At 69.9% G+C, this 19,890-nt stretch carries 19 protein-coding genes; 10 read left to right on the top strand and 9 right to left on the bottom strand.

Going from position 1 to position 19,890, the window contains the following annotated elements; genetic code table 11:
* Positions 1-61: 61 nt before the first annotated feature.
* Together pgsA and BR39_RS0105045 are read right to left on the bottom strand one after the other, a co-directional pair.
* On the bottom strand, positions 62-679 hold the full coding sequence (gene pgsA / locus BR39_RS0105050) for a CDP-diacylglycerol--glycerol-3-phosphate 3-phosphatidyltransferase (RefSeq protein WP_029908355.1): 618 nt from the start codon (positions 677-679) through the stop codon (positions 62-64).
* A gap of 34 nt (positions 680-713) precedes the next feature.
* Entirely contained in the window at positions 714-1,451 is a 738-nt protein-coding gene (locus BR39_RS0105045) for a hypothetical protein (protein WP_156035586.1), read from the bottom strand.
* Positions 1,452-1,690: 239 nt separating this feature from the next.
* On the opposite strand from BR39_RS0105045, the gene BR39_RS0105040 reads away from it, so the two are divergent.
* The 4 genes from BR39_RS0105040 to BR39_RS0105025 all read left to right on the top strand — a co-directional run bounded on the left by BR39_RS0105040 (position 1,691) and on the right by BR39_RS0105025 (position 8,367).
* A complete protein-coding gene (locus BR39_RS0105040) occupies positions 1,691-2,977 on the top strand; it encodes an MFS transporter (RefSeq protein WP_051695328.1) in 1,287 nt (428 codons plus the stop codon).
* A gap of 217 nt (positions 2,978-3,194) precedes the next feature.
* A complete protein-coding gene (locus BR39_RS0105035) occupies positions 3,195-4,361 on the top strand; it encodes a trans-acting enoyl reductase family protein (RefSeq protein WP_029908346.1) in 1,167 nt (388 codons plus the stop codon).
* Positions 4,362-4,437: 76 nt separating this feature from the next.
* A complete protein-coding gene (locus BR39_RS0105030) occupies positions 4,438-6,645 on the top strand; it encodes a methyl-accepting chemotaxis protein (protein ID WP_029908344.1) in 2,208 nt (735 codons plus the stop codon).
* 189 nt (positions 6,646-6,834) lie between these two features.
* Complete coding sequence (locus BR39_RS0105025; RefSeq protein ID WP_029908343.1) at positions 6,835-8,367, top strand: sodium:proton antiporter; 1,533 nt, start codon at positions 6,835-6,837, stop codon at positions 8,365-8,367.
* A gap of 137 nt (positions 8,368-8,504) precedes the next feature.
* Here the strand turns inward: BR39_RS0105025 and uvrC are convergent, their stop codons facing one another.
* The 3 genes from uvrC to BR39_RS25220 form a co-directional block, all read right to left on the bottom strand.
* The gene (gene uvrC / locus BR39_RS0105020; RefSeq protein ID WP_029908341.1) at positions 8,505-10,424 is read right to left on the bottom strand and encodes an excinuclease ABC subunit UvrC; all 1,920 of its coding nucleotides are present in this window, start codon (positions 10,422-10,424) and stop codon (positions 8,505-8,507) included.
* 97 nt (positions 10,425-10,521) lie between these two features.
* Positions 10,522-10,725 carry a type II toxin-antitoxin system RelE/ParE family toxin gene (locus tag BR39_RS26375; RefSeq protein WP_156035585.1) on the bottom strand — a complete coding sequence of 68 codons (204 nt, stop codon included), beginning with the start codon at positions 10,723-10,725 and terminating at the stop codon, positions 10,522-10,524.
* Between the two features lie 3 nt (positions 10,726-10,728).
* Positions 10,729-10,986 carry a hypothetical protein gene (locus tag BR39_RS25220; RefSeq protein WP_051695202.1) on the bottom strand — a complete coding sequence of 86 codons (258 nt, stop codon included), beginning with the start codon at positions 10,984-10,986 and terminating at the stop codon, positions 10,729-10,731.
* Positions 10,987-11,047: 61 nt separating this feature from the next.
* Between BR39_RS25220 and BR39_RS0105010 the strand changes: the two genes are divergently transcribed.
* The 3 genes from BR39_RS0105010 (at position 11,048) to BR39_RS0105000 (ending at position 12,587) form a co-directional block, all read left to right on the top strand.
* The gene (locus BR39_RS0105010; protein WP_029908338.1) at positions 11,048-11,668 is read left to right on the top strand and encodes a TIGR02466 family protein; all 621 of its coding nucleotides are present in this window, start codon (positions 11,048-11,050) and stop codon (positions 11,666-11,668) included.
* A 75-nt stretch (positions 11,669-11,743) separates the two neighbouring features.
* The gene (locus BR39_RS0105005; protein WP_156035584.1) at positions 11,744-11,986 is read left to right on the top strand and encodes a hypothetical protein; all 243 of its coding nucleotides are present in this window, start codon (positions 11,744-11,746) and stop codon (positions 11,984-11,986) included.
* 49 nt (positions 11,987-12,035) lie between these two features.
* On the top strand, positions 12,036-12,587 hold the full coding sequence (locus tag BR39_RS0105000) for a YbhB/YbcL family Raf kinase inhibitor-like protein (protein WP_029908334.1): 552 nt from the start codon (positions 12,036-12,038) through the stop codon (positions 12,585-12,587).
* Here BR39_RS0105000 and BR39_RS0104995 read toward each other — a convergent pair.
* Both BR39_RS0104995 and BR39_RS0104990 read right to left on the bottom strand, forming a co-directional pair.
* Positions 12,566-13,201: a DUF998 domain-containing protein gene (locus BR39_RS0104995; RefSeq protein WP_156035639.1), complete on the bottom strand. Its 636-nt coding sequence runs from the start codon at positions 13,199-13,201 to the stop codon at positions 12,566-12,568. The genes BR39_RS0105000 and BR39_RS0104995 overlap by 22 nt on opposite strands.
* 223 nt (positions 13,202-13,424) lie before the next feature.
* Positions 13,425-15,080, bottom strand: coding sequence for a M20/M25/M40 family metallo-hydrolase (locus BR39_RS0104990; RefSeq protein WP_029908325.1), 1,656 nt, complete (start codon positions 15,078-15,080; stop codon positions 13,425-13,427).
* Between the two features lie 222 nt (positions 15,081-15,302).
* Here BR39_RS0104990 and BR39_RS0104985 point away from each other — a divergent pair, with 222 nt between their 5' ends.
* The gene (locus BR39_RS0104985; protein WP_029908322.1) at positions 15,303-15,491 is read left to right on the top strand and encodes a hypothetical protein; all 189 of its coding nucleotides are present in this window, start codon (positions 15,303-15,305) and stop codon (positions 15,489-15,491) included.
* A 147-nt stretch (positions 15,492-15,638) separates the two neighbouring features.
* Positions 15,639-15,872, top strand: coding sequence for a flagellar basal body rod C-terminal domain-containing protein (locus BR39_RS0104980; RefSeq protein ID WP_029908320.1), 234 nt, complete (start codon positions 15,639-15,641; stop codon positions 15,870-15,872).
* A 101-nt stretch (positions 15,873-15,973) separates the two neighbouring features.
* Here BR39_RS0104980 and BR39_RS0104975 read toward each other — a convergent pair whose 3' ends face one another.
* Positions 15,974-16,759 carry an anti-sigma factor gene (locus tag BR39_RS0104975; protein ID WP_029908319.1) on the bottom strand — a complete coding sequence of 262 codons (786 nt, stop codon included), beginning with the start codon at positions 16,757-16,759 and terminating at the stop codon, positions 15,974-15,976.
* Positions 16,760-16,971: 212 nt separating this feature from the next.
* Between BR39_RS0104975 and BR39_RS0104970 the strand changes: the two genes are divergently transcribed.
* Positions 16,972-17,547 carry a hypothetical protein gene (locus BR39_RS0104970; protein ID WP_029908317.1) on the top strand — a complete coding sequence of 192 codons (576 nt, stop codon included), beginning with the start codon at positions 16,972-16,974 and terminating at the stop codon, positions 17,545-17,547.
* A gap of 379 nt (positions 17,548-17,926) precedes the next feature.
* On the opposite strand, the gene rpoD is transcribed toward BR39_RS0104970, so the two are convergent.
* Positions 17,927-19,879 (bottom strand): RNA polymerase sigma factor RpoD, encoded by a 1,953-nt coding sequence (gene rpoD, locus BR39_RS0104965; RefSeq protein WP_029908315.1) that lies wholly within the window; start codon positions 19,877-19,879, stop codon positions 17,927-17,929.
* Between the last annotated feature and the right edge of the window lie 11 nt (positions 19,880-19,890).

Here is a 19,890-nt window from a genome sequence, read left to right as displayed (position 1 = left end):
GCCCCTATGGGGCTTCCGGGATGACAACGGATTGAAGCTTCGATCGATCTGGAAACGACCGCTAGACCAGCGCCTTGCGCGCCGCTTCCCAGTACTGGGCGCCGGTGATCAGGGTGACCACGGCGGCCAGCCACAGCAGGGCGTGGGCGCCGTAGGTGGCGGGGGTCACCACCGACGCGTCGGTCGGCAGGTGGAAGGCGGCCCACGAGGCCAGGATCATCTCGGCGCCGATGGCCACCAGCTGCAGGGTGGTCTTCCACTTGGCCAGCAGGGTGACGGGCAGCTTCACGCCCTTGCCGGCCCCGACCTCGCGCAGGGCGCTGACGGCGAATTCGCGGAACAGGATCAGGCCGGCGGGCAGGATCACCAGCGGATTGGGGCCCAGGGCCATCAGGCCCAGCAGGGCGCCGCAGACCAGGATCTTGTCGCCGATCGGGTCGAGGATCGCGCCCCAGATGCTGACCGCGTCCAGCTTGCGCGCCAGCCAGCCGTCGAAGAAGTCGGTGACCGCCGCGACCACGAAGGCCACGAACGCCCAGCGCTCCAGCGACATGCACTGCTCGACGCTGAGCTGGTCGCTCAGCCACGGCACGCCGCCGGCCGCCGCGGCCAGGGCCACGAACATGAACAGGGCGATGACCAGGCGCGCGGAGGTCAGGATGTTGGGCAGGGCTTTCATGGCGGAGGTTCTAACGCATGAAGGCCGGGAAGGGCTATGGGGCGGCGGGGCTTACGTCGGCCCGGGCAGGATCACCGGCGACCGGAGCCAGCCAGAAGTCGCCTGCCAAGGTCTTCAGCAACGCTCGCCCATCGGGTTGTCGCCGCAACGGGCGCAGCATCACCCGGCTTCCGCCCGCGAGTTCCTCGATCTCCGCATAGTCGGAGGTCCAGCTGTCGAACCGATACTCCAGACGGAGGTCGCCAGGAATTGCGACAGGCTTTTCCTCGAAGCGAGGTTTGGTCCCGTGGAGAACGGCGTCACGCTTTTGAACCTTGCCAACGAGCACGTACGGATTGCCAGGGATGTAGGTCGACTCCTCGCCTGCGGTCATTAGGCAGGCGATCTTGCTCGGATCACTGTCGGGCTTGTTCAGGAAGCACCAGACTTCCCCGATCGCGCCGGTCCCGTCCTGACGCAGAAGCCCCGCGAAGAAGCCCGGACTGCCCGCCTGGGCCAACACGCCTTTGACGTACCGATTGCGAATGGCGACGTCTTCGCTGAGCACGGCGGTGCGATTGAAGGCGAAGGGAAAGCCGACAATGGTCTCGCCGCGCGCGACGCTCGCGGGCGGATGGGGACGTTCGCCAACGAGGCGCTGGGCCGGCAAGGCGCGCAACTCGCCGCCGTGGAGCGCCGATGGCGCGTCGATGGGCGGGGCCTCCTGCGCCCAAGTCGCACACGCCGCCAGCAAGGCCAACGCGAACCCAAACATTGGACGCATGTCGAGCATGGATGAATTCCCCCACACAATCGCTAGCAGACCGGAGCGACCGTCGGAAGGTGTCGTCTTCGGCGCGGGGCGCGGTCGTCGCCCGTGCAAACACTTGTCTCCGTCGGTCCAAATCAAGGTCGGATTTCTGCGTGACGGAGGCGGAACGGGCCTTCTGAAGGGCGAATCTTGCAGGCTCGCGGTTGACGGCGCGACTTTCAAACGCCAAGCCATGCCCGAGTTTCGGGGACATGACGAACATGCGCACGACTGAGGCGAAGCAAGCGACCGCGACCAACTCCACACGCCGCGTGCTGACCGCCAGCCTCGTCGGCACGGCGGTGGAGTTCTACGACTTCTACATCTACGCCACGGCCGCCTCGCTGGTGTTCGGCCAGCTGTTCTTCCCGTCCAAGTCGCCCAGCCTGCAGCAGATGGCCGCCTTCGCCAGCCTGGGCGTGGCGTTCCTGGCCCGGCCGCTGGGCGCGGCGGTGTTCGGCCATTTCGGCGACCGGATCGGGCGCAAGTCGACCCTGGTGGCCTCGCTGGTCCTGATGGGCGGTTCGACCCTGGCCATCGCCTTCCTGCCCACCTACGCCATGGCCGGCTGGCTGGCCCCGACGCTCCTGTGCCTGCTGCGGTTCGGGCAGGGCTTCGGCCTGGGCGGCGAGTGGGGCGGGGCGGCCCTCCTGGCCGTCGAGAACGCGCCGCCCGGCTGGCGGGCCCGGTTCGGCATGTTCCCGCAGCTGGGCGCGCCGGTCGGCTTCATCGCCGCCAACGGCCTGTTCCTGATCCTGGGCCTGGTCCTGACGCCCGAGCAGTTCCTGGCCTGGGGCTGGCGCCTGCCGTTCCTGGGCAGCGTGGTGCTGGTCGGGGTGGGGCTGTGGATCCGCCTGAAGCTGACCGAGACGCCCGCCTTCGCCGCCGCCATCGCCCACGAGGCGCCGCCGGCCGTGCCGCTGGGCGAGCTGCTGCGCGACCACTGGAAGGCCACCCTGTGCGGGACCCTGGCGGCCATCTGCTGCTTCGCTGTCTACTATCTGATGACCGCCTTCGCCCTGGGCTACGGCGCCAAGGACCTGGCCTACGGCCGCACGGCCATGCTCAGCGCCCAGCTGATCGCCATCCTGTTCATGGCCGGCGGCATCGTCGTCGCCGGCTACTGGGCCGACGCCACCAGCCCGCGCCGCGTGCTGATGGCCGGCTGCGCCATGACCGTCGGCGTCGGCGCCCTGCTGCCGCTGATGATGGTCGCCGGCTCGCTGCCGACCATCGGCGCCTTCCTGGCCATCGGCCTGCTGGTCATGGGCTTCGTCTACGGACCGCTGGGCGCCTTCCTGCCCGACCTGTTCCCGGCCCGGGTGCGCTACACCGGCGCATCGGCCGCCTTCAACCTCGGCGGCATCCTGGGCGGCGGCCTGGCCCCGATGATCGCCCAGGCCCTGGCCGACAAGGGCGGCCTGGCGCCGGTGGGGGTCTATCTGGCCGCGGCGGCGGGGCTGAGCTTCCTGGGGCTGCTGGGGCTGAAGCCGAAGGCCGCGGCCTAACCCTTCGATCCGATAGGGTTGTCATCCCGGAAGGCGCGCAGCGCTTGTCCGGGACCCAGGTGAACCGCACCGCATCCGCCCAGTCCCCTGGGTCCCGGACAGCCTCTGCGAGGCTTCCGGGATGACAACGGTTTGGAAGCTCAAACGGTCGTTTGCGCTCTCCCCCCATCCGCGCCACTGTGCCTCCAACCATAAGAAACATCGGGAGGCGCACCCCATGAACCCCAACGCGGAATTCGACGTCGTCGTCCACGGCGCGACCGGCTTCACCGGTCGGCTGGTGGCCGAGCACTTCGCCAGGCACCATCCGGACGTCCGCTGGGCGATGTCGGGCCGCAGCGCCGACAAGCTGGTCGCCGTCCGCGACGAGATCGGGGCTCCGGTCGACACGCCGCTGATCGTGGCCGACGCCGACAGCCCGACCTCGCTGCGCCGCATGGTCGCGCGGACCAAGGCGGTTCTGACGACCGTCGGCCCCTACCAGCTCTACGGCTCCGACCTGGTGGCCGCCTGCGCCGAGACCGGGACCGACTATCTGGACCTGTGCGGCGAGCCGGCCTGGATGCGCCAGATGATCGACGCCCACGAGAAGGCGGCCCAGGCCAGCGGGGCGCGGATCGTCTTCTCCTGCGGCTTCGACTCCATCCCGTTCGAGCTGGGCGTCTGGTTCGTCCAGCAGGCGGCGGCCAAGACGTTCGGCGCCCCGGCCGCGCGGGTGAAGGGCCGGGTGAGGGCCATGCGCGGCACGTTCTCGGGCGGCACGGCGGCCAGCCTGAAGGCCACGCTGGCCGCGGCGGCCCGCGATCCCCAGGTCCTGGAATACCTGAAGGACCCCTTCGCCCTGACCCCCGACTTCGCCGGGCCGAAGCAGCCGCACGGGGCGGCCGTGGCCCATGACGACGACCTGGACGCCTGGACCGCCCCGTTCGTGATGGCGGCGATCAACACCCGCAACGTCCACCGCTCCAACTGGCTGATGGACCAGCCGTACGGCGCCGACTTCGTCTATGACGAGATGGTGCTGACCGGCCCCGGCGAGGCGGGCGAGGCCGCCGCCAAGGCCGTGACCGCCGCCAATGCCAGCATGGGCGCCGAGGGCGGTCCCAAGCCGGGCGAGGGGCCCAGCAAGGCCGAGCGCGAGGCCGGCTTCTACGACCTGCTGTTCGTGGCCATCGCCGACGACGGCCGCCAGGTCCGGGCCGGCGTCAAGGGCGACAAGGATCCCGGCTACGGCTCGACCAGCAAGATGATCGCCGAGACGGCCCTGTGCCTGATCGCTTCGCCCGAGGTGGCCGGGGGGATCTGGACGCCGGGCGCGGCGCTGCGGGGCAAGCTGGTGGAGCGGCTGCAGGCCAAGGCGGGGCTGGCGTTCAGCGTCGAATAGCGGCGCTCGCCGTTCAGCGTTCCGCAAGGTTTGCCCGCTCTTCTCCGCCGTTCGAGTTGAGTCGGGGGACGGACGGATGACCGGAGCGTTTGGGCGGTTGTCGTTGGCGGGCAAGCTGATGGCCGCGGGCGGGGCGGCCTTGGGCGCGCTGCTGCTGCTGGGGTCGCTGCTGATCTCGTGGCAGAGCGGCCACGCCGTCCAGGCCCTGGCCCAGCGCTACGCCGCCAGCATGACCCAGGAGACCGCCCAGGGCGTCAAGAACGACCTGGACGACGCCGACGCCGTGGTGCGCTCGGCCGCCGGCATGTTCGCGGCTTCCTACGCCTCGGGCCAGCGCGACCGCGCCGTCTACATGGCCCAGCTCAAGCCGGTCTCGACGGCCTCGAAGGCCATGCTGGGCGGCTGGCTGATGTTCCAGCCCGACGCCCTGGGCGACGATGCCGCCGTCGCCGGCCGCGCCGACCTGGGTTCGACCCCGCTGGGCCGGTTCGTCGGCTACTGGGTGCGCGACGGCCAGAGCCTGACCGCCGAGCAGGGCGAGGACGCCGAGTTCGGCGAGGACTTCTACACCACCAGCTTCGCCAGCGGCCGCCCGGCGATCCTGGAGCCCTATTCCGACAACGTGGCCGACGGCGGCGCGCAGAAGATGGTCCTGATGACCTCGATCACCTATCCGGTGGTGGTCGACGGCAGGACCGTGGGCGTCATGGGCGCCGACCTGGCCCTGGACGACATCGCCGCCCGCCTGAACGCCCTGAAGCCCTTCGACGACGGCCGGGCCATGCTGGTCTCGCCCAAGGGGCTGTGGGTCTCGCACCCCGACGCGGCGCTGCGCATGAAGGCCTATGCCGATCCCGGCCTGGACGTGGTCCGCAAGGCCATGGCCGACGGCCGTCCGGCGGTGGTCGAGGGCGTGAAGATCAAGGGGCGTCCGGCCCAGCGCCTGATCGCCCCGATCCGCCTGGCCTCGGGCGCGACCTGGGCCATGGTCGTCGACGTCACCGAGGACGCTCTGATGGCCCCGGCCCGCAAGCTGGCCGTGGGCATGGCGATCGGCGGCCTCCTGATGCTGCTGGCCGCCCTGGGCGTGCTGGCCGTGGCCTCGCGCCGGCTGATCGCCCGGCCGCTGCTGGGCCTGCGCGAGACCGTGCGCGGCTTGGCCGAGCACCGCTACGACCAGCCGGTGGCCGAGACCGCCCGCGCCGACGAGATCGGCGCCATCGCCCGGGCGCTGGAGACCCTGCGGGCCGAGCTGGAGCGGGCCCAGGCCCTGCGCGACGAGCAGGACGCCCTGCGCCGCGCCGCGGACGCCGACCGCGACCGCGCCGCCGCCCTCAGCCTGTCGATCGACGAGCAGACCGCCGTGGTCCGCGAGGTGGGCGCGGCCCTGGCCGCCGTGGCCGAGGGCGACCTGGGCCGCCGCATCCAGGGGCCGTTCGCCGAGGTCTACGAGCCCCTGCGCCGCGACTTCAACACCGCCGTCGAGAGCCTGGAGACGGCGATCGGCGAGATCGCCGAGGCCAGCGACGCCATCGGCGAGGCGGCCCGCACGCTCAGCGACGCCTCGGGCGCCCTGGCCGACCGCACCGCGCGCCAGGCCGCCGGGGTCGAGCGCACGGCCGGCTCGCTGAACGCCATCACCGGCGCCATGGGCGAGACCTCGTCCGGCGCCGACGAGACCCGCCGCCTGGTCGCCACGGCCCGCACCCAGGCCGAACAGGGCGGGACCGTGGTGGGCGAGGCCGCCTCGACCATGGGCGACATCGACGCCTCGGCCCGCCGCATCGGCGACATCGTCGGCCTGATCGACGAGATCGCCTTCCAGACCAACCTGCTGGCCTTGAACGCGGGCGTGGAAGCGGCGCGGGCGGGCGACGCCGGCCGCGGCTTCGCGGTGGTGGCCCAGGAGGTGCGGGCCCTGGCCCAGCGCTCGGCGACCTCGGCCCAGGAGATCAAGGGCCTGATCAGCGATTCCGGGACCCGGGTCGCCGCCGGCGTCGGCCTGGTGGGCCGCACGGGCGAGGCGTTGACCGGCGTGGCCGGCCGCATGGCCGACATCGACGCCGCCGCCACCCGCATCGCCGCCTCGGTGCGCGAACAGGCCCAGAGCCTGACGGCGGTCAACGCCGACGTCGCCGAGCTGGAACGCTTCACCCAGGAGAACCTGGCCATGGTCGCCCAGGCCCGCACCGCCGACCAGGCCCTGGCGGGCCAGGGCGAGCGTCTGTCGGCGCTGGTGGGACGGTTCCGGTTGGGGCGGGCCGGAGCGCGCTGGGCGGCGTAGGGCTCAGCGGGCGCGGCCACTTGCCCCGACCTGGCGGCTTCGCCGCCTGTCCGCCCCCATAGGGGGCGGAGGCTCGCGCTCTTCCCCCTGCGGGGGAAGACGACCGCGAAGCGGTCCGTAGGGGGCAAGTGTTCGTCGCCCTAACCTCAGCCAATTGCCAATTCGCCCCGCAGCGGCGACGCTACGCCCATGCTGGTCTTCGAATGGATCCTGGCCCTGCTGCTGGGGGCGGTGCTGTTGTCGGCGCTGGCCCGGTGGATCGGCGCGCCCTATCCGGCCCTGCTGGCCCTGGGCGGAGCGGCCGTAGCCCTGATGCCGGGCGCGCCGAGGCTGGAGCTGGAGCCGGAGCTGATCCTGGCCCTGTTCATCGCCCCGGTGCTGCTGGACGCGGCCTACGACTCCTCGCTGCGCGACCTGAGGGACAACTGGCGGCCGGTGTCGGCCCTGGTGCTGATCGCCGTGAGCCTGACCACGATCGGCGTCGCCGTGGTCGCCCGGCTGCTGTTCCCCGCCATGCCCTGGCCCGCCGCCATCGCCCTGGGCGCGGTGGTGGCCCCGCCCGACGCCGTGGCGGCCCTGACCGTGCTGCGCCAGGTGCGCCCGCCGCACCGCATCCTCAAGATCCTGGAGGGCGAGAGCCTGCTCAACGACGCCTCGGCCCTGCTGATCTACCGCCTGGCGGTGGGGGCGGCGGCCGGCGGCTTCAGCCTGGTCCACGCCGCCCCGATGTTCGCCCTGGTGGCGGTGGGCAGCGTCGCCGTCGGCTGGCTGCTGGCCAAGGCGGCCACCCCGCTGCTGGGCCGGCTCAGCGACGTACCCAGCTCGGTGATCATCCAGTTCGTCTCGACCTTCGGGGTCTGGATCCTGGCCGAGCGGCTGGGGCTGTCGGGGGTGATCACCATCGTCGTCTACGGCGTGGCCCTGGCCCGGCGCACCAGCCGCCCGATGGCCGCCCGCCTGCGGGTGCCGTCCTTCGCGGTCTGGGAGTCGGTGACGGTGGTGCTGAACGTCCTGGCCTTCACCCTGATCGGCCTGCAGATCGGCCCGATCCTGGAAGGGCTGTCGCCGCACGAGCGGGCGGCCTATCTGCGCGGGGCCGGGGTGGTGCTGGCGGCGGTGATCGTCATCCGCATCGCCTGGGTGATGAGCTACAACACCGGGGTGCGGCTGAAGAACCACTGGTTCGGCGTGCGCCTGGCCCGGTCCAGCATGGCCGCGCCCACGGCGTCCGGCGGACTGGTGGTGGCCTGGTGCGGCATGCGCGGCATGGTCACCCTGGCCGCCGCCCTGGCCCTGCCCGAGGGCTTCCCCTATCGCGACTTCATCCAGCTGGCGGCCTTCGCCGTGGTGTTGGGCACGCTGGTGATCCAGGGCCTGACCCTGAAGCCGCTGCTGGCCGTGCTGCCGCTGCCCGACGACGATCCGGTGCGCAAGGAGCTGAAGATCGCCCGCGCCGCCACCCTGAAGGCCATGCTGCTCGAGCTGGACGGCGACGACAGTCCGGCCGCCGAGGCCCTGCGCCGCGAATACGGCGACGCCCTCAGCCAGACCCGGCAGGGCGGCAACGCCCGAGAGTCGGCCGACAACGCCCTGCGCCGGCGGGTGGTCGAGGTCTCGCGCCGGACCCTCACCGACCTGCGCCACCGCGGCGAGATCGGCGACGACGCCTATCGGGCGCTGGAGGAGGAGTTCGACTGGCTGGAGCTTTCGGCGCGGGAGTAGGTGCGGCCAGCACTTGCCCCCTACGGATCGCTTCGCGATCGTCTTCCCCCAGAGGGGGAAGAGCCTCGCGCAAGGCTCCGCCCCCTACGGGGCGGACAGACCGCGAAGCGGTCAGGTGGGGGCAAGTGCTGGCCCCGCTACCCCTTCCGGAAGAACGCGTGGATCCGTTCGGCCAGCGGCTGGCTGACGCCCTCCACCTTGATCAGGTCCTCGACCCCCGCCCGGGCCACGCCCTTGGCCGAGCCGAAGGCGTGCAGCAGGGCCTTCTTGCGGCCGGGACCCACGCCCTCGATCTCGTCGAGCGGGTTCTTCTTCAGGTCCATCGAGCGCCGGGTGCGGTGGGCGCCGATCGCGAAGCGGTGGGCCTCGTCGCGCAGGCGCTGCAGGTAGTAGAGCACCGGCGACTTGGGCTCGAGCATGAACGGGACCTTGTCCGGCAGGAAGAACCGCTCCAGCCCCGCGTCGCGGTCCGGGCCCTTGGCCACGCCGACGATGGCGATGTCGTCGACGCCCAGGTCGGCCATCACCTCCAGCGCGGCGTCCAGCTGGCCCTTGCCGCCGTCGACCAGCACCAGGTCGGGGCGGTTGTCGCTGTCGCCCTCTTCCTCTTCCTTGACCAGGCGCGAGAAGCGGCGGCGCAGCACCTCCTTCATCATCCCGTAGTCGTCGCCGGGCGTCAGCTCGGTCGAGCGGATGTTGAACTTGCGGTACTGGCCCTTCATGAAGCCCTCGGGCCCGGCCACGATCATGCCGCCGACGGCGTTGGTGCCCTGGATGTGGCTGTTGTCGTAGACCTCGATCCGCTCGGGCGGGGCCTCCAGGCCGAACGCTTCGCAGACGCCCGCCAGCAGCTTGGTCTGGGCGCTGCCCTCGGCCATCTTCCGGCCCAGGGCCTCGCGGGCGTTGGTCAGGGCGTGGCCGACCAGGTCGGCCTTCTCGCCGCGCTTGGGCGTCGAGATCTCCACCTTGCGGCCGCTCTTCAGGCAGAAGGCCTCGGCCAGCAGGTCGCGGTCGGCCGGGTCGAGGTTGGTCAGGATCAGGCGCGGGATCGGCTTGTCGTCGTAGAACTGGCCGAGGAACGCGGTCAGGATCCGCTGCTCCTCTGTGCTGGTCTCGCCCTCGCCTTCGCCTTCCTCGGCGTTGCCGGTCACGCGCGGGAAATAGGCGCGGTTGCCCCAGTTCTGGCCGGCGCGGAAGAAGAACACCTGGACGCAGGCCTGGCCGCCCTCGACGTGCAGGGCCACGACGTCGGCCTCGTCCACGGTCTCGGGATTGATCTGGCTCTCCTGGGCCACCGAGGCCAGGGCGCGGATGCGGTCGCGCAGGCGGGCGGCGCGCTCGAACTCCAGGTCCTCAGCCGCCGCCTCCATCTGCTGGGCGATGCTGGCCATCACCGCGCGGGACTTGCCCCGCAGGAACGCCTCGGCCTGGTCGACCAGGGCCTGGTAGTCGTCCTTGCCGATCAGGCCGGTGCACGGGGCGGCGCAGCGCTTGATCTGGTGCAGCATGCAGGGCCGCGAGCGGGTCTCGTAGACGCTGTCGCTGCACGAGCGTAGCAGGAACGCCTTCTGCAGGGTGTTCAGCGTGCGGTTCACCGCCCCGGCGCTGGCGAACGGCCCGAAATAGTCGCCCTTGATCGTGTGGGCGCCGCGATGCTTGCGCAGCTGGGGCGCGTCGTGATCGCGGCGGATCATGATCTCGGGGAAGCTCTTGTCGTCGCGCAGCAGCACGTTGAAGCGCGGCTTCAGCGACTTGATCAGGTTGATCTCGAGCAGCAGGGCGTCGGCTTCGGTGCGGGTGGTGACGAACTCCATCGCCCGCGTGGCGTCGACCATGTGGGCGATGCGGTTGGTGTGGAAGCGGCCCTGGGCGTACTGGACGACGCGCTTCTTCAGGCTCTTGGCCTTGCCGACGTAGAGGACCTCGTCGTTCTCGCCGATCATCCGGTAGACGCCGGGCCCGTCGGGCAGGCGCGTGACCTCGTCCTTGATCAGGGCGGCGCCCTTCAGGGCGTTGGCGGCGGGGGTGTCGGTGGTCGCGTCGTTCACGAGCGACATATAGGCGAGTCTGGGAGGTTCAGCGATCTTCGAAGCCGTGATGAATGCGCGCGACAATCACGCTGCTGACAGTCACGGAATAGGTGATCACATAGCTCTAGGTGCGAAACGGCACGATCAACTCGCGCAATTCGCCGAAGCCGGAATGACGACCCCGTTCGGGAAATTCCCGTAGGCTGGCGATAGCGTCGCGTAATGTGACGCCGAGATCCGCGGCGTAAGGCGCCCCGTTGACGGCAAGCCAAGCTTCCAGGCGATCGAGATCGATCCAAGCGAGCCTGGAGAGCTCAATACGGCGCACCGATCAGCGCTTCTGGCCGAAATTTCGCAGTTTGGCTTCCACCTGTTCCCAGGGAACGCCGCCGTCACGTTCAGTCTCATCGCAGATGCGCTGAACTTCCTCCCAATAGGCCTCGTCATGCTTGCGCGGATCAAGGCCGGTGAAGGCGTCGAGAAGCTGGGTGGCGTATTCGTCCACGCTCTTGCCGAGGTCGCCAGACACGGCTTTCAGCCGCTCCGCGAGCTCGGCATTGATCTTCAGGGTGTGATCGCCGTCAGCCATGTTCTCATGATGTTCCAATCAGGGTTTGTCGTCAATCGTGCGGAGAGCTATGACCCAGCCCATGACCACGCGCCCGCTCTTCGTCACGCCGCTCTATGAAGCCAGCCTCGCCGGCGAGAAGGGCTTCGAGGTCTTCATCGACGAGCTGCACGACGCCTGCATCGCCGTGGCCGAGGACGACGAGGCCGGCCAGGCCTGGGCCGAGAAGAAGGGCTATCTGGGCTACACCTCCTACGCCTCGCTGGACGACCTGGCCCAGCGCGACAGCCTGTTCGCCGACCTCAAGAAGAAGCTCGACAAACACGCGGCGACCTTCGCCAAGGCGCTCCACTTCGACCTGGCCGGCGGCAAGCTGGTCATGGACAGCTTCTGGATCAACATCCTGGAGCCGGGCGGCCAGCACACCGGCCACATCCACCCGCACAGCGTCATCTCCGGCACCGTCTATGTGACCATCCCGCCCGGCGCCTCGGCCCTGAAGTTCGAGGACCCGCGCCTGCCGATGATGATGGCCGCCCCGACGCGGGAGGCCGACGCGCCCGAGACGCTTCAGCCGTTCGTCTACGTCCAGCCCGAGCCGGGCTCGATCCTGATGTGGGAAAGCTGGCTGCGCCACGAGGTGACGCCCAACCAGGCCGAGGAGCAGCGGATCAGCCTCAGCTTCAACTACGCCTGGCGGTAGGCTTCTCCCCTTCGGGTTGCCTTCCACGCCGGCTGCCCCGACGATGGCGTCATCCGACCGGGAAGGGGCCGCTCGATGACGCCGACCGCATCGACCACGATTGCAGAAGAGCGCGTGGCGGCGCCTGAGAAGATGCAGTCGCACAAGCTGACGCCGGTCGATCCGTGCGGCTTCAACGCCCATTGTCCGAGCGCCAGCCTGCTTCTCCTTCCGGCCACCATCCTGGCGATCGTCCTGGCGGTGGCCGTCACCGCCGCCTGGATCGGCGTGCGCCGACTGATCCGCCTTCGTCGCAAGGCGCCGTCCAGCCTCGGTTGAAACCCGCCCGGCGTCCGGAGGGTTCTCCTGTGAGCCCAGGAGGACGGCCATGCCCCACGCCCAGACCCCCGATCATTCCGGCGCCGCGATCGCCACCCAGAAGGTCCAGCCCTATGGCGAGGACGATCTGGTCCTGACCACGACGGCCGCCGACCTGGACGGCTGCCTGGCCGACCGGCACAGCGCCTATCACGACAACGTCTCGCCGCCGCTGGTCTGGACGGCGGTGGAGGGCGCGGCGGGCTACGCCATCATCGTCGAGGACCCCGACGCCCCGCGCGAGAAGCCGTTCGTGCATTGGCTGATCTGGAACATCCCCGGCGAGGCCACCAGCCTGCCGGAAGGCCTGCCCAACGAGGCCAGCCTGGGCCTGATCGGCGGCGCGACCCAGGGGATCAACGACAACGGGAGCGTGGGCTGGTTCGGTCCGCGCCCGCCGGTCGGCCACGGCGTCCATCACTATCACATCCAGATCTTCGCCCTGGCCGAGCGCCTGCCGTTCGACGAGAAGACGGTCGCGACCGACCTGGTCAACGCGCTGAAGGGCGACGCCCTGGCGTCGGACGACCTGATCGTCACCTACGAGGCGGCGGGGGCGTAGTCGGGCTCGGCTTCGGTTTCGGCCTCGATCTGGCCGTCGGCGACCGGCAGGGGCGGGATCAGGTCGCGCGCCCGCCAGTGGCGGTCCAGGCAGAAGGCGGCGATCGCCAGCCACAGCAGGCCCAGGAAGGCGTGGCCGCGCTGCCAGAAGCCGACGTCGCTGCCGGTCCGCACGTTCCAGACCCCGGTCAGCAGGGCCAGCACCAGCAGCAGGAAGAAGAACCAGCCCAGCGAGAACCGCGCCAAGCGGCGATGCGCCGGCTTGCCCCACAGGGCCCAGGCGGTGAACAGCGGGGCGAACTGGATGGCCAGGCCCACGCCGCAGGCGCGGTGCATCGGGTCGGGCCAGTGGAACAGGCCGGCGAACAGCGCGCCCAGGCCGGTCATCGCCACCCACAGACCCGCGAAGGCCGAGACCCGGCGACGGCCGCCGGCGTGCTCCAGGGCGTGGGCGAAGCCGGACCCGGCCGCGACGCCGGCCAGGCCGGCCAGGATCATGCCGATGTTGAAGATCTGCGGATTGGGGGCCTTGGGGCCGCCCAGCTCGCTGATGAACTGGGCGCCGGCGTCGAAGCCTGGGAACAGGTGTTGGGCCACCAGGACGTCGGCCACCATGATCGCGGGCACGATCAGGCCGATCCTCAGCAGGACGCCAACGCTCTTCACCTGTCCGGCCTCCGGCTTGTCAGAGCGATCTAGATCGCGCCGGGCGCGGGCGGGGTCAAGGATGGATAAGGTCGTGGGACGCCCCCTCCGTCGGCTTCGCCGCCACCTCCCCCGTTTCACGGGGGAAGTGGCGCGAGGGCTAAGCCTCGTGACGGAGGGGGCGTCCTAGACGCTACTTCTTCCCGAACAGGTTCCCGAAGAAGTCGCCCTTGTTCCAGCTGGGGCGCGCCGGGGCGTCGGCCAGTTCGCGGGCGATCTCGTAGTTGACCAGGGCGAAGCGGGCCCCGGCCTGGTAGTTGATCGGCTGGTTCAGGTCGTCGTTGGGCTTGTGGTAGTGGGTGGCCAGGAAGTCCTTGAAGCCCTTCTCGCCGCCGTTCTTGAAGCCGGTCATCAGGAACACCGACGGCACGCCCTGCTCGACGAAGCGGTAGTGGTCCGAGCGGGTGAACAGGCCTTCTTCCGGCAGCGGGTCGGCCGACAGGCCGATGCCGACGCGGCCGGCGGCGCGGGCCACGGCCGGGCCGATCGACGAGCGGTCGGCGCCGAAGGCGATGACGTCCTGGAAGTCGTACAGCAGGATCGGCATGTCCAGGTTGACGTCGGCGGCCATGCCGGCGCGCGGCACGGTCGGGTTGTTGGCGAAGTAGTCCGAGCCGATCAGGCCCTTCTCCTCGGCCGTCACCGCCAGCAGCACGATCGAGCGCTTGGGCTTGGTCCTGGCTTCCTTGAAGCCGCGCGCCACCTCCAGCAGGGTGGCCACGCCCGAGGCGTTGTCCAGCGCGCCGTTGTTGATCTTGTCGGCGTCCTTGCCGTGGATGCCCAGGTGGTCGAGGTGGGCGGACAGGATGATCGTCTGGGCCTTCAGCGTCGGGTCCGAGCCCTCGATCAGGCCGACCACGTTGCTGCTCTGGCGCTTCTCGATCTCGGTCTTCAGCTGGATGGTGACGTTGGTCGGCAGGTCGAAGCCCTTGACCAGGCCTTCCGGCGTCTCGGCCGCGGCCAGCACGGCGTCCAGAGAGGTCGGGGCGCCGGCGAACAGCTTGGCGCCGCCCTTCAGGCTCAGGGTGGCCAGGCCCGGCGCCGAGGCGCCGCGCACGTTGGCCACGCCCTGGGCGTCGTTCCAGGTCATGCGCCATTCCTGGTAGTTGCCGATCCCGCGCGCGAACGGGCGGTTCTTTTCCGAGGCGGTGGTCGGCAGGGTCAGCACGCCGATCGCGCCGTGCTTAGCCGCCTCGACGCGCTTGGTGTTGACGTTGCTGTAGTGGGCGCGGATCTCGGTCTGCAGGCCGGTGGGGGCGCCGTTCAGGATGACGACGATCTTGCCCTTCACGTCCAGGCCCGCGTAGTCGTCGCGGCCGCGTTCGGGGGCGACGATGCCGTAGCCGACGAACACCAGCGGGGCGGTGATCTTGGTCTCTTCCTGGCGGGCCTGGGCCGAGGGCAGGTAGTCCTCGCCGAAGGTCAGGGCGCCCGACTTGCCGTCGGCGCCGGTGTAGGAGACGCCGCCCTCATTGGCGACGCGGAAGGCCGTCAGCGGCACCTGCTGCAGGTAGGTCCCGTTGTCGCCGGCCGGTTTCACATGCATCAGCGCGTACTGGGCGGCCACGTAGTTGGCGGCGATGTCGTAACCGCGCGTGCCGGCCTCGCGGCCTTCCAGCAGGTCGTCGGCCAGGAAGCTCATATGGGCCTTGATGGCGTCGGCCGAGGGCGTGAAGCCCACGGGCTTGGTCGCGGCGGGCTTTGCTTTCGCGGCGGGGGCGGCGAGGGCGGGCTGGACGATCAGCGCCAGGGCGACGCCGGCGAGCGCGGCGCGACGGGAGAACGGCATCAAGGCAGGCTCCAAATACGGGCGTGGCCCGCGAAAGGGGCGAACCTTGGCCAGAGGAAGGCGGCTTGTCGAGGTTTTCGAACCTGAACCTTTTGTAATTTTCCCGGAAAAGTCCCGCCGAAAGAACGCGTTATCCCGCCGGCGCGCGGCGTTTACCTTGTTTGGTCAGCCGGGTTTAACGGTTGGCGACGAGGTTGGCGGGGACCTTGAGGGAAAGACGCCGTGCATATCGCCGCCGCCAGCTTCAGCGCCGCCACCCAGCGCCCGGCCGCCCCGCAGGCGCGGCCGCCGGTCGATCTGACTCAGCTGGCCGTCGCCCAGACCAACGTCAAGATGACGGCCGCGGCCGGCGCGGCGCTGGGCCAGGCCACCGGCGAACTGGCCGGGGTCCTCGTCGACATCAGCGTCTAGGTTCGGCGATCGCGGAAGCGGGCTCCCGCCGGCGCGCGGGATTCCGCGATTAACCGTGTAACTTCACCTCGTTTGGTGAACAGCGCTTAACCGAAGCGCCACACATTGACCCGGCAACCCCCAATCAGATGGGTCAGGGAGAGGGTCGTGCAGGTTCTCAACACCGCCGCCGCGGGCATGTTCGCCGCCGCCGACCGCTTCACCGCCAGCGCCCAGCGCACCGTCGCCTGGGGCGCGGAGCAGACCGAAAACCCGCAGAAGATCGACCTGGCCCACGAGGCCGTCGAACAGGTTTCGGCCAAGACCGATTTCAAGGCCAACGCCGCCGTCATCCGGACGGCCGACGAGATGACGGGCGCCCTCCTGGACATGATCGCCTAGGACGCCGCGCCCGGCGCCAGCCGGTTCGAGCCCATCCCGCATTCCCCCCTGCGCGGGCTCGGACCCGCCGCCCTCCGGCTCCGCCGGGGGGCGGCCCCCCTTTATCGCGCCGGCTTCCAGCCGCTCGTTCGCGCCTTGGCCTCGGCGGCGGCGTCCAGCGGCAGTCCGGCGGACATCGCGTCGACGAGGGTCAGGACGGCGGCCGGCAGCGGCGAGCCGGCCTTGTCCGGAACGACCGCCCGCACGCGCCACGCGTCCTGCTCCCGGCAGGCGACGCCGGCCACGGGCGCGCGGCCGGCGGCCTGGAAGGCGCGGCAATAGACGCCCGAGGCGGTCTTGAACGTCAGGGCGACGCGCACCGGCCCCTCGGCGACGCCCGAGGCGCCGGTGTTCAGGATCTTGGCCAGCGGTCCGGCGGCGATCGGGGGCGGATCGTCGGCCCCGCTCAGGGTGACCGGCGGCGGCGCGGCCAGCCGTCCCATCGCCAGGCCGACCAGCAGGCAGGCGGCCAAGCCGATCCAGGTGGGGAAACCCCGACCCGACTCGTCGCGGGGCTTGGGCGCCCTGGCGTCGCGCGGCCGGATCGTTTCCTTCGTCCTGGCCTTGTCCTTTTTGACCTTGTCCTTCTTGGCCTGGGCGCCCGGGAAGGCGATCACCTCTGCCTCCTTGGCCTCGGGAGGCGATGGGGCCGTTCCCGCGCCGCGGACCTCGGGCGGGCGCGCGCCTCCCCCATGGGCGCCCGACAGCAGCCGGCGCAGCGAGCGCTGGGTCTCGACCCTCAGCGCCAGCTGCGGATCGGTCGCCATGGCCGCTTCGATCCGGGCCATGGCCTCGGGCGGCAGCTCGGCATCGACAAAGGCGAAGAGCTCTTCGTCGGGAACGGTCATGGCTGGCCTCCTTGGTCTCTCCCCGCACTTTAGCCGCGTGGCGGGCGGGTCGCCAGTTCGTCGGTCCCTGAAAATCCCTAGGGTTGAAAACGGAGGCGGGTAACCTTTCCGGCAGCGAAAATAATCTTCGCCGCGCGGAAGGAAATGGCCGCAACCGCGTTCTGACCGTTCGAGAGGCGACCGTCGGAGTCGTCGATCGATAGGAGAACAAGATGCGCAAGATTTCCTTCCTGACGGGCGCCGCCACCGCGGTCGTCCTGCTCTCCGCCCCCATGGCGCAGGCCCAGATCCTCGGCGGATCCGGCGGCGCGTCGGGCGGTCTCACCGGAGGATTGGGCGGCACGGTCGGCGGGCTGACGGGCCAGGCGGGCGGTTCGCTGAGCGGCGCGGGCCAGGTCAATCCCGACACCAGCGGCCTGACCTCCCATCTGCAGAGCACCACCGAACGCACGCGCCAGCGCGCCGGCGACGCGGTGCAGACCACGCGCGACACCGCCGGCCGGACGGCCCGGAAGGGCCGCTCGGCCGCCGACGCGGTCGTGGGCTCGGCCACCGACACGGCCGGCTCGGCGACCGCCAACGCCTCGGGCGCGGCCAATGCGGCCGGCGACCTGTCGACCAACGGCGTGTCCGGTTCGCTGAACGGCGGGGCCGCGACCGGCGCCGGGAGCAACCTGGGCGGGGCCAACGGCGCCGGCTCGGTCGGCCTCTCCGGCTCGGCCTCGCGCGACGGGGCCTCGGCCTCGGTCGGCGGCAGCGCTTCGACCGACGCGAAGGTCAACAAGTAGGCCAATCATTTCGTCGATCTTCACGGGCGGCCCAGAAAGGGGCCGCCTTTTTTCTGGCCTGCTGACCTGTCTTGACCGGTCGCCGATTCGTGCTCATTGTTCCTTAAATGTTCCCGTTTGGGAGGTTTCAATGGCCAAGAATACCGGTGATGGATTTCGACGTGGCGCTGTGACTGGGCGCACCCAGTTTCAGCATGAGAATGGCGACTGGCAGAAGCGGGACGAGAGGACAGGCCACTTCATGGAACGCAAGTCCTCGGAGGGACCATTCAAGGGCGTTGCTCGCGAGCCTGACGGCCGCGACACAGAGAACAGCTAACGAAAACGCCCGCCCCGGTCTTCCGGAGCGGGCGTTCGACGTTCGAACCTACCAAACCCTTTACGAGTCCAGGAAGCTCCGCAGCTTCCGCGACCGCGACGGGTGCTTCAGCTTGCGCAGGGCCTTGGCCTCGATCTGGCGGATGCGTTCGCGGGTGACCGAGAACTGCTGGCCGACTTCTTCCAGGGTGTGGTCGGTGTTCATGCCGATGCCGAAGCGCATGCGCAGCACGCGCTCTTCGCGCGGGGTCAGCGAGGCCAGCACGCGGGTGGTGGTTTCCCGCAGGTTGGACTGGATGGCCGCGTCGATCGGCAGGATGGCGTTCTTGTCCTCGATGAAGTCGCCCAGGTGCGAGTCCTCTTCGTCCCCGATCGGGGTCTCGAGGCTGATCGGCTCCTTGGCGATCTTCAGGACCTTGCGCACCTTCTCCAGCGGCATGGCCAGCTTTTCGGCCAGCTCTTCCGGGGTCGGCTCGCGGCCGATTTCATGCAGCATCTGGCGGCTGGTGCGGACGATCTTGTTGATCGTCTCGATCATGTGCACCGGGATGCGGATGGTCCGGGCCTGGTCGGCGATCGAGCGGGTGATCGCCTGACGGATCCACCAGGTGGCGTAGGTCGAGAACTTGTAGCCGCGGCGGTACTCGAACTTATCGACGGCCTTCATCAGGCCGATGTTGCCTTCCTGGATCAGGTCCAGGAACTGCAGGCCGCGGTTGGTGTACTTCTTGGCGATCGAGATCACGAGACGGAGGTTGGCTTCCACCATCTCCTTCTTGGCCTGACGGGCCTCGCGCTCGCCCTTCTGAACGGTCTGGACGATGCGGCGATAGTCGTCGATCGGCACGCCGGTCTCGGTGGCGAGAGCGGCGATCTCCTGGCGGATGTCGCTGACCGAGTTCAGGTCGTTCTCGACGAACTTGGTCCAGCGCACGCCCATGGCCTTCACCTGGTCGACCCAGTTCGGATTCAGCTCGGAACCAAAATATGCCTTCAGGAACTCGCCGCGGCTGATGCCGTAGCTGTCGGCCAGGCGCAGCAGGCGGCCTTCCAGGCCGATCAGGCGCTTGTTGATCGCATACAGCTGCTCGACCAGCGCCTCGATGCGGTTGTTGTTCAGCTTCAGCGTCTTCAGGTGCTGGATGATCGTCGCCGACAGGGCCTCGTAGGCCTTGCGGTCGTTGTCCGACAGGTCCTCGCCCTTCAGGCGGCTGCCGACCAGCTTGTCCTGCAGCTTGCGGAAGGTCTCGAACTCGCCGGCGATCGCGTCGAGGATGGCCATCACGCCTTCGCGCAGCTCGCCTTCCATGGCGCTGACCGTCGGGCCGGCGCCGTCGTCGAAGTCGTCGTCGTCCTCGCCTTCGCCCTCGGCCTTGGGTTCGCCGCCGGCTTCCTCGTCGACCGGCTCGGCCGGCTCGTCCTCGGCGGCCGGGGCGGCGGCCACGCCGTTGATCGCGGCGTAGGTGCCTTCCAGGTCGATCACTTCGCGCAGCAGGATGCGGCCCGTGCCCAGTTCCTCGCGCCACACCATGATGGCTTCGAAGGTCAGGGCCGACTCGCACAGCCCGCGGATCATGGTGTCGCGGCCGGCCTCGATGCGCTTGGCGATGGCGATTTCGCCCTCGCGCGACAGCAGTTCGACCGAGCCCATCTCGCGCAGGTACATGCGCACGGGATCGTCCGTGCGGTCGTAGGCCGCCGGCTTGTCGCTGGTGATGACCGCCTGGTTGTCCTCGCGGGCGACGACTTCGCCGCCTTCCGAGGTCTCGGCGTCCTCTTCGGCCTCGACCACGTTGACGCCCATCTCGCTCAGCATGGCGAGGGTGTCTTCGATGGCTTCGGAGGTCACTTCTTCCGACGGCAGGACCTTGTTCAGCTCGTCCATCGTGACGTAGCCGCGCGCCTTGGCCTGCTTGATGAACTTCTTTACGCCGGCGTCGGTCAGGTCGAGCAGGGGACCATCGCCGCCGGTGGCTTCGGGCGCTTCCGTCTCGGCCGAGGAATTGTTGCTCATTCAGGTCTCCG

It is taken from the genome of Caulobacter sp. UNC358MFTsu5.1 (assembly GCF_000712075.1).
GTDB lineage: Bacteria > Pseudomonadota > Alphaproteobacteria > Caulobacterales > Caulobacteraceae > Caulobacter.
Note: the sequence above shows the minus strand (reverse complement) of the source record. Positions and strands in the feature narration are given on the sequence as shown.

Coding starts and splice junctions, on each gene's coding strand:
- pgsA (WP_029908355.1), bottom strand. CDS start 679: ATGAAAGCCCTGCCCAACATCCTGACCTCCGCGCGCCTGGTCATCGCC.
- BR39_RS0105045 (WP_156035586.1), bottom strand. CDS start 1,451: ATGCTCGACATGCGTCCAATGTTTGGGTTCGCGTTGGCCTTGCTGGCG.
- BR39_RS0105040 (WP_051695328.1), top strand. CDS start 1,691: ATGCGCACGACTGAGGCGAAGCAAGCGACCGCGACCAACTCCACACGC.
- BR39_RS0105035 (WP_029908346.1), top strand. CDS start 3,195: ATGAACCCCAACGCGGAATTCGACGTCGTCGTCCACGGCGCGACCGGC.
- BR39_RS0105030 (WP_029908344.1), top strand. CDS start 4,438: ATGACCGGAGCGTTTGGGCGGTTGTCGTTGGCGGGCAAGCTGATGGCC.
- BR39_RS0105025 (WP_029908343.1), top strand. CDS start 6,835: ATGCTGGTCTTCGAATGGATCCTGGCCCTGCTGCTGGGGGCGGTGCTG.
- uvrC (WP_029908341.1), bottom strand. CDS start 10,424: ATGTCGCTCGTGAACGACGCGACCACCGACACCCCCGCCGCCAACGCC.
- BR39_RS25220 (WP_051695202.1), bottom strand. CDS start 10,986: ATGGCTGACGGCGATCACACCCTGAAGATCAATGCCGAGCTCGCGGAG.
- BR39_RS0105010 (WP_029908338.1), top strand. CDS start 11,048: ATGACCACGCGCCCGCTCTTCGTCACGCCGCTCTATGAAGCCAGCCTC.
- BR39_RS0105005 (WP_156035584.1), top strand. CDS start 11,744: ATGACGCCGACCGCATCGACCACGATTGCAGAAGAGCGCGTGGCGGCG.
- BR39_RS0105000 (WP_029908334.1), top strand. CDS start 12,036: ATGCCCCACGCCCAGACCCCCGATCATTCCGGCGCCGCGATCGCCACC.
- BR39_RS0104995 (WP_156035639.1), bottom strand. CDS start 13,201: ATGGTGGCCGACGTCCTGGTGGCCCAACACCTGTTCCCAGGCTTCGAC.
- BR39_RS0104990 (WP_029908325.1), bottom strand. CDS start 15,080: ATGCCGTTCTCCCGTCGCGCCGCGCTCGCCGGCGTCGCCCTGGCGCTG.
- BR39_RS0104975 (WP_029908319.1), bottom strand. CDS start 16,759: ATGACCGTTCCCGACGAAGAGCTCTTCGCCTTTGTCGATGCCGAGCTG.
- BR39_RS0104970 (WP_029908317.1), top strand. CDS start 16,972: ATGCGCAAGATTTCCTTCCTGACGGGCGCCGCCACCGCGGTCGTCCTG.
- rpoD (WP_029908315.1), bottom strand. CDS start 19,879: ATGAGCAACAATTCCTCGGCCGAGACGGAAGCGCCCGAAGCCACCGGC.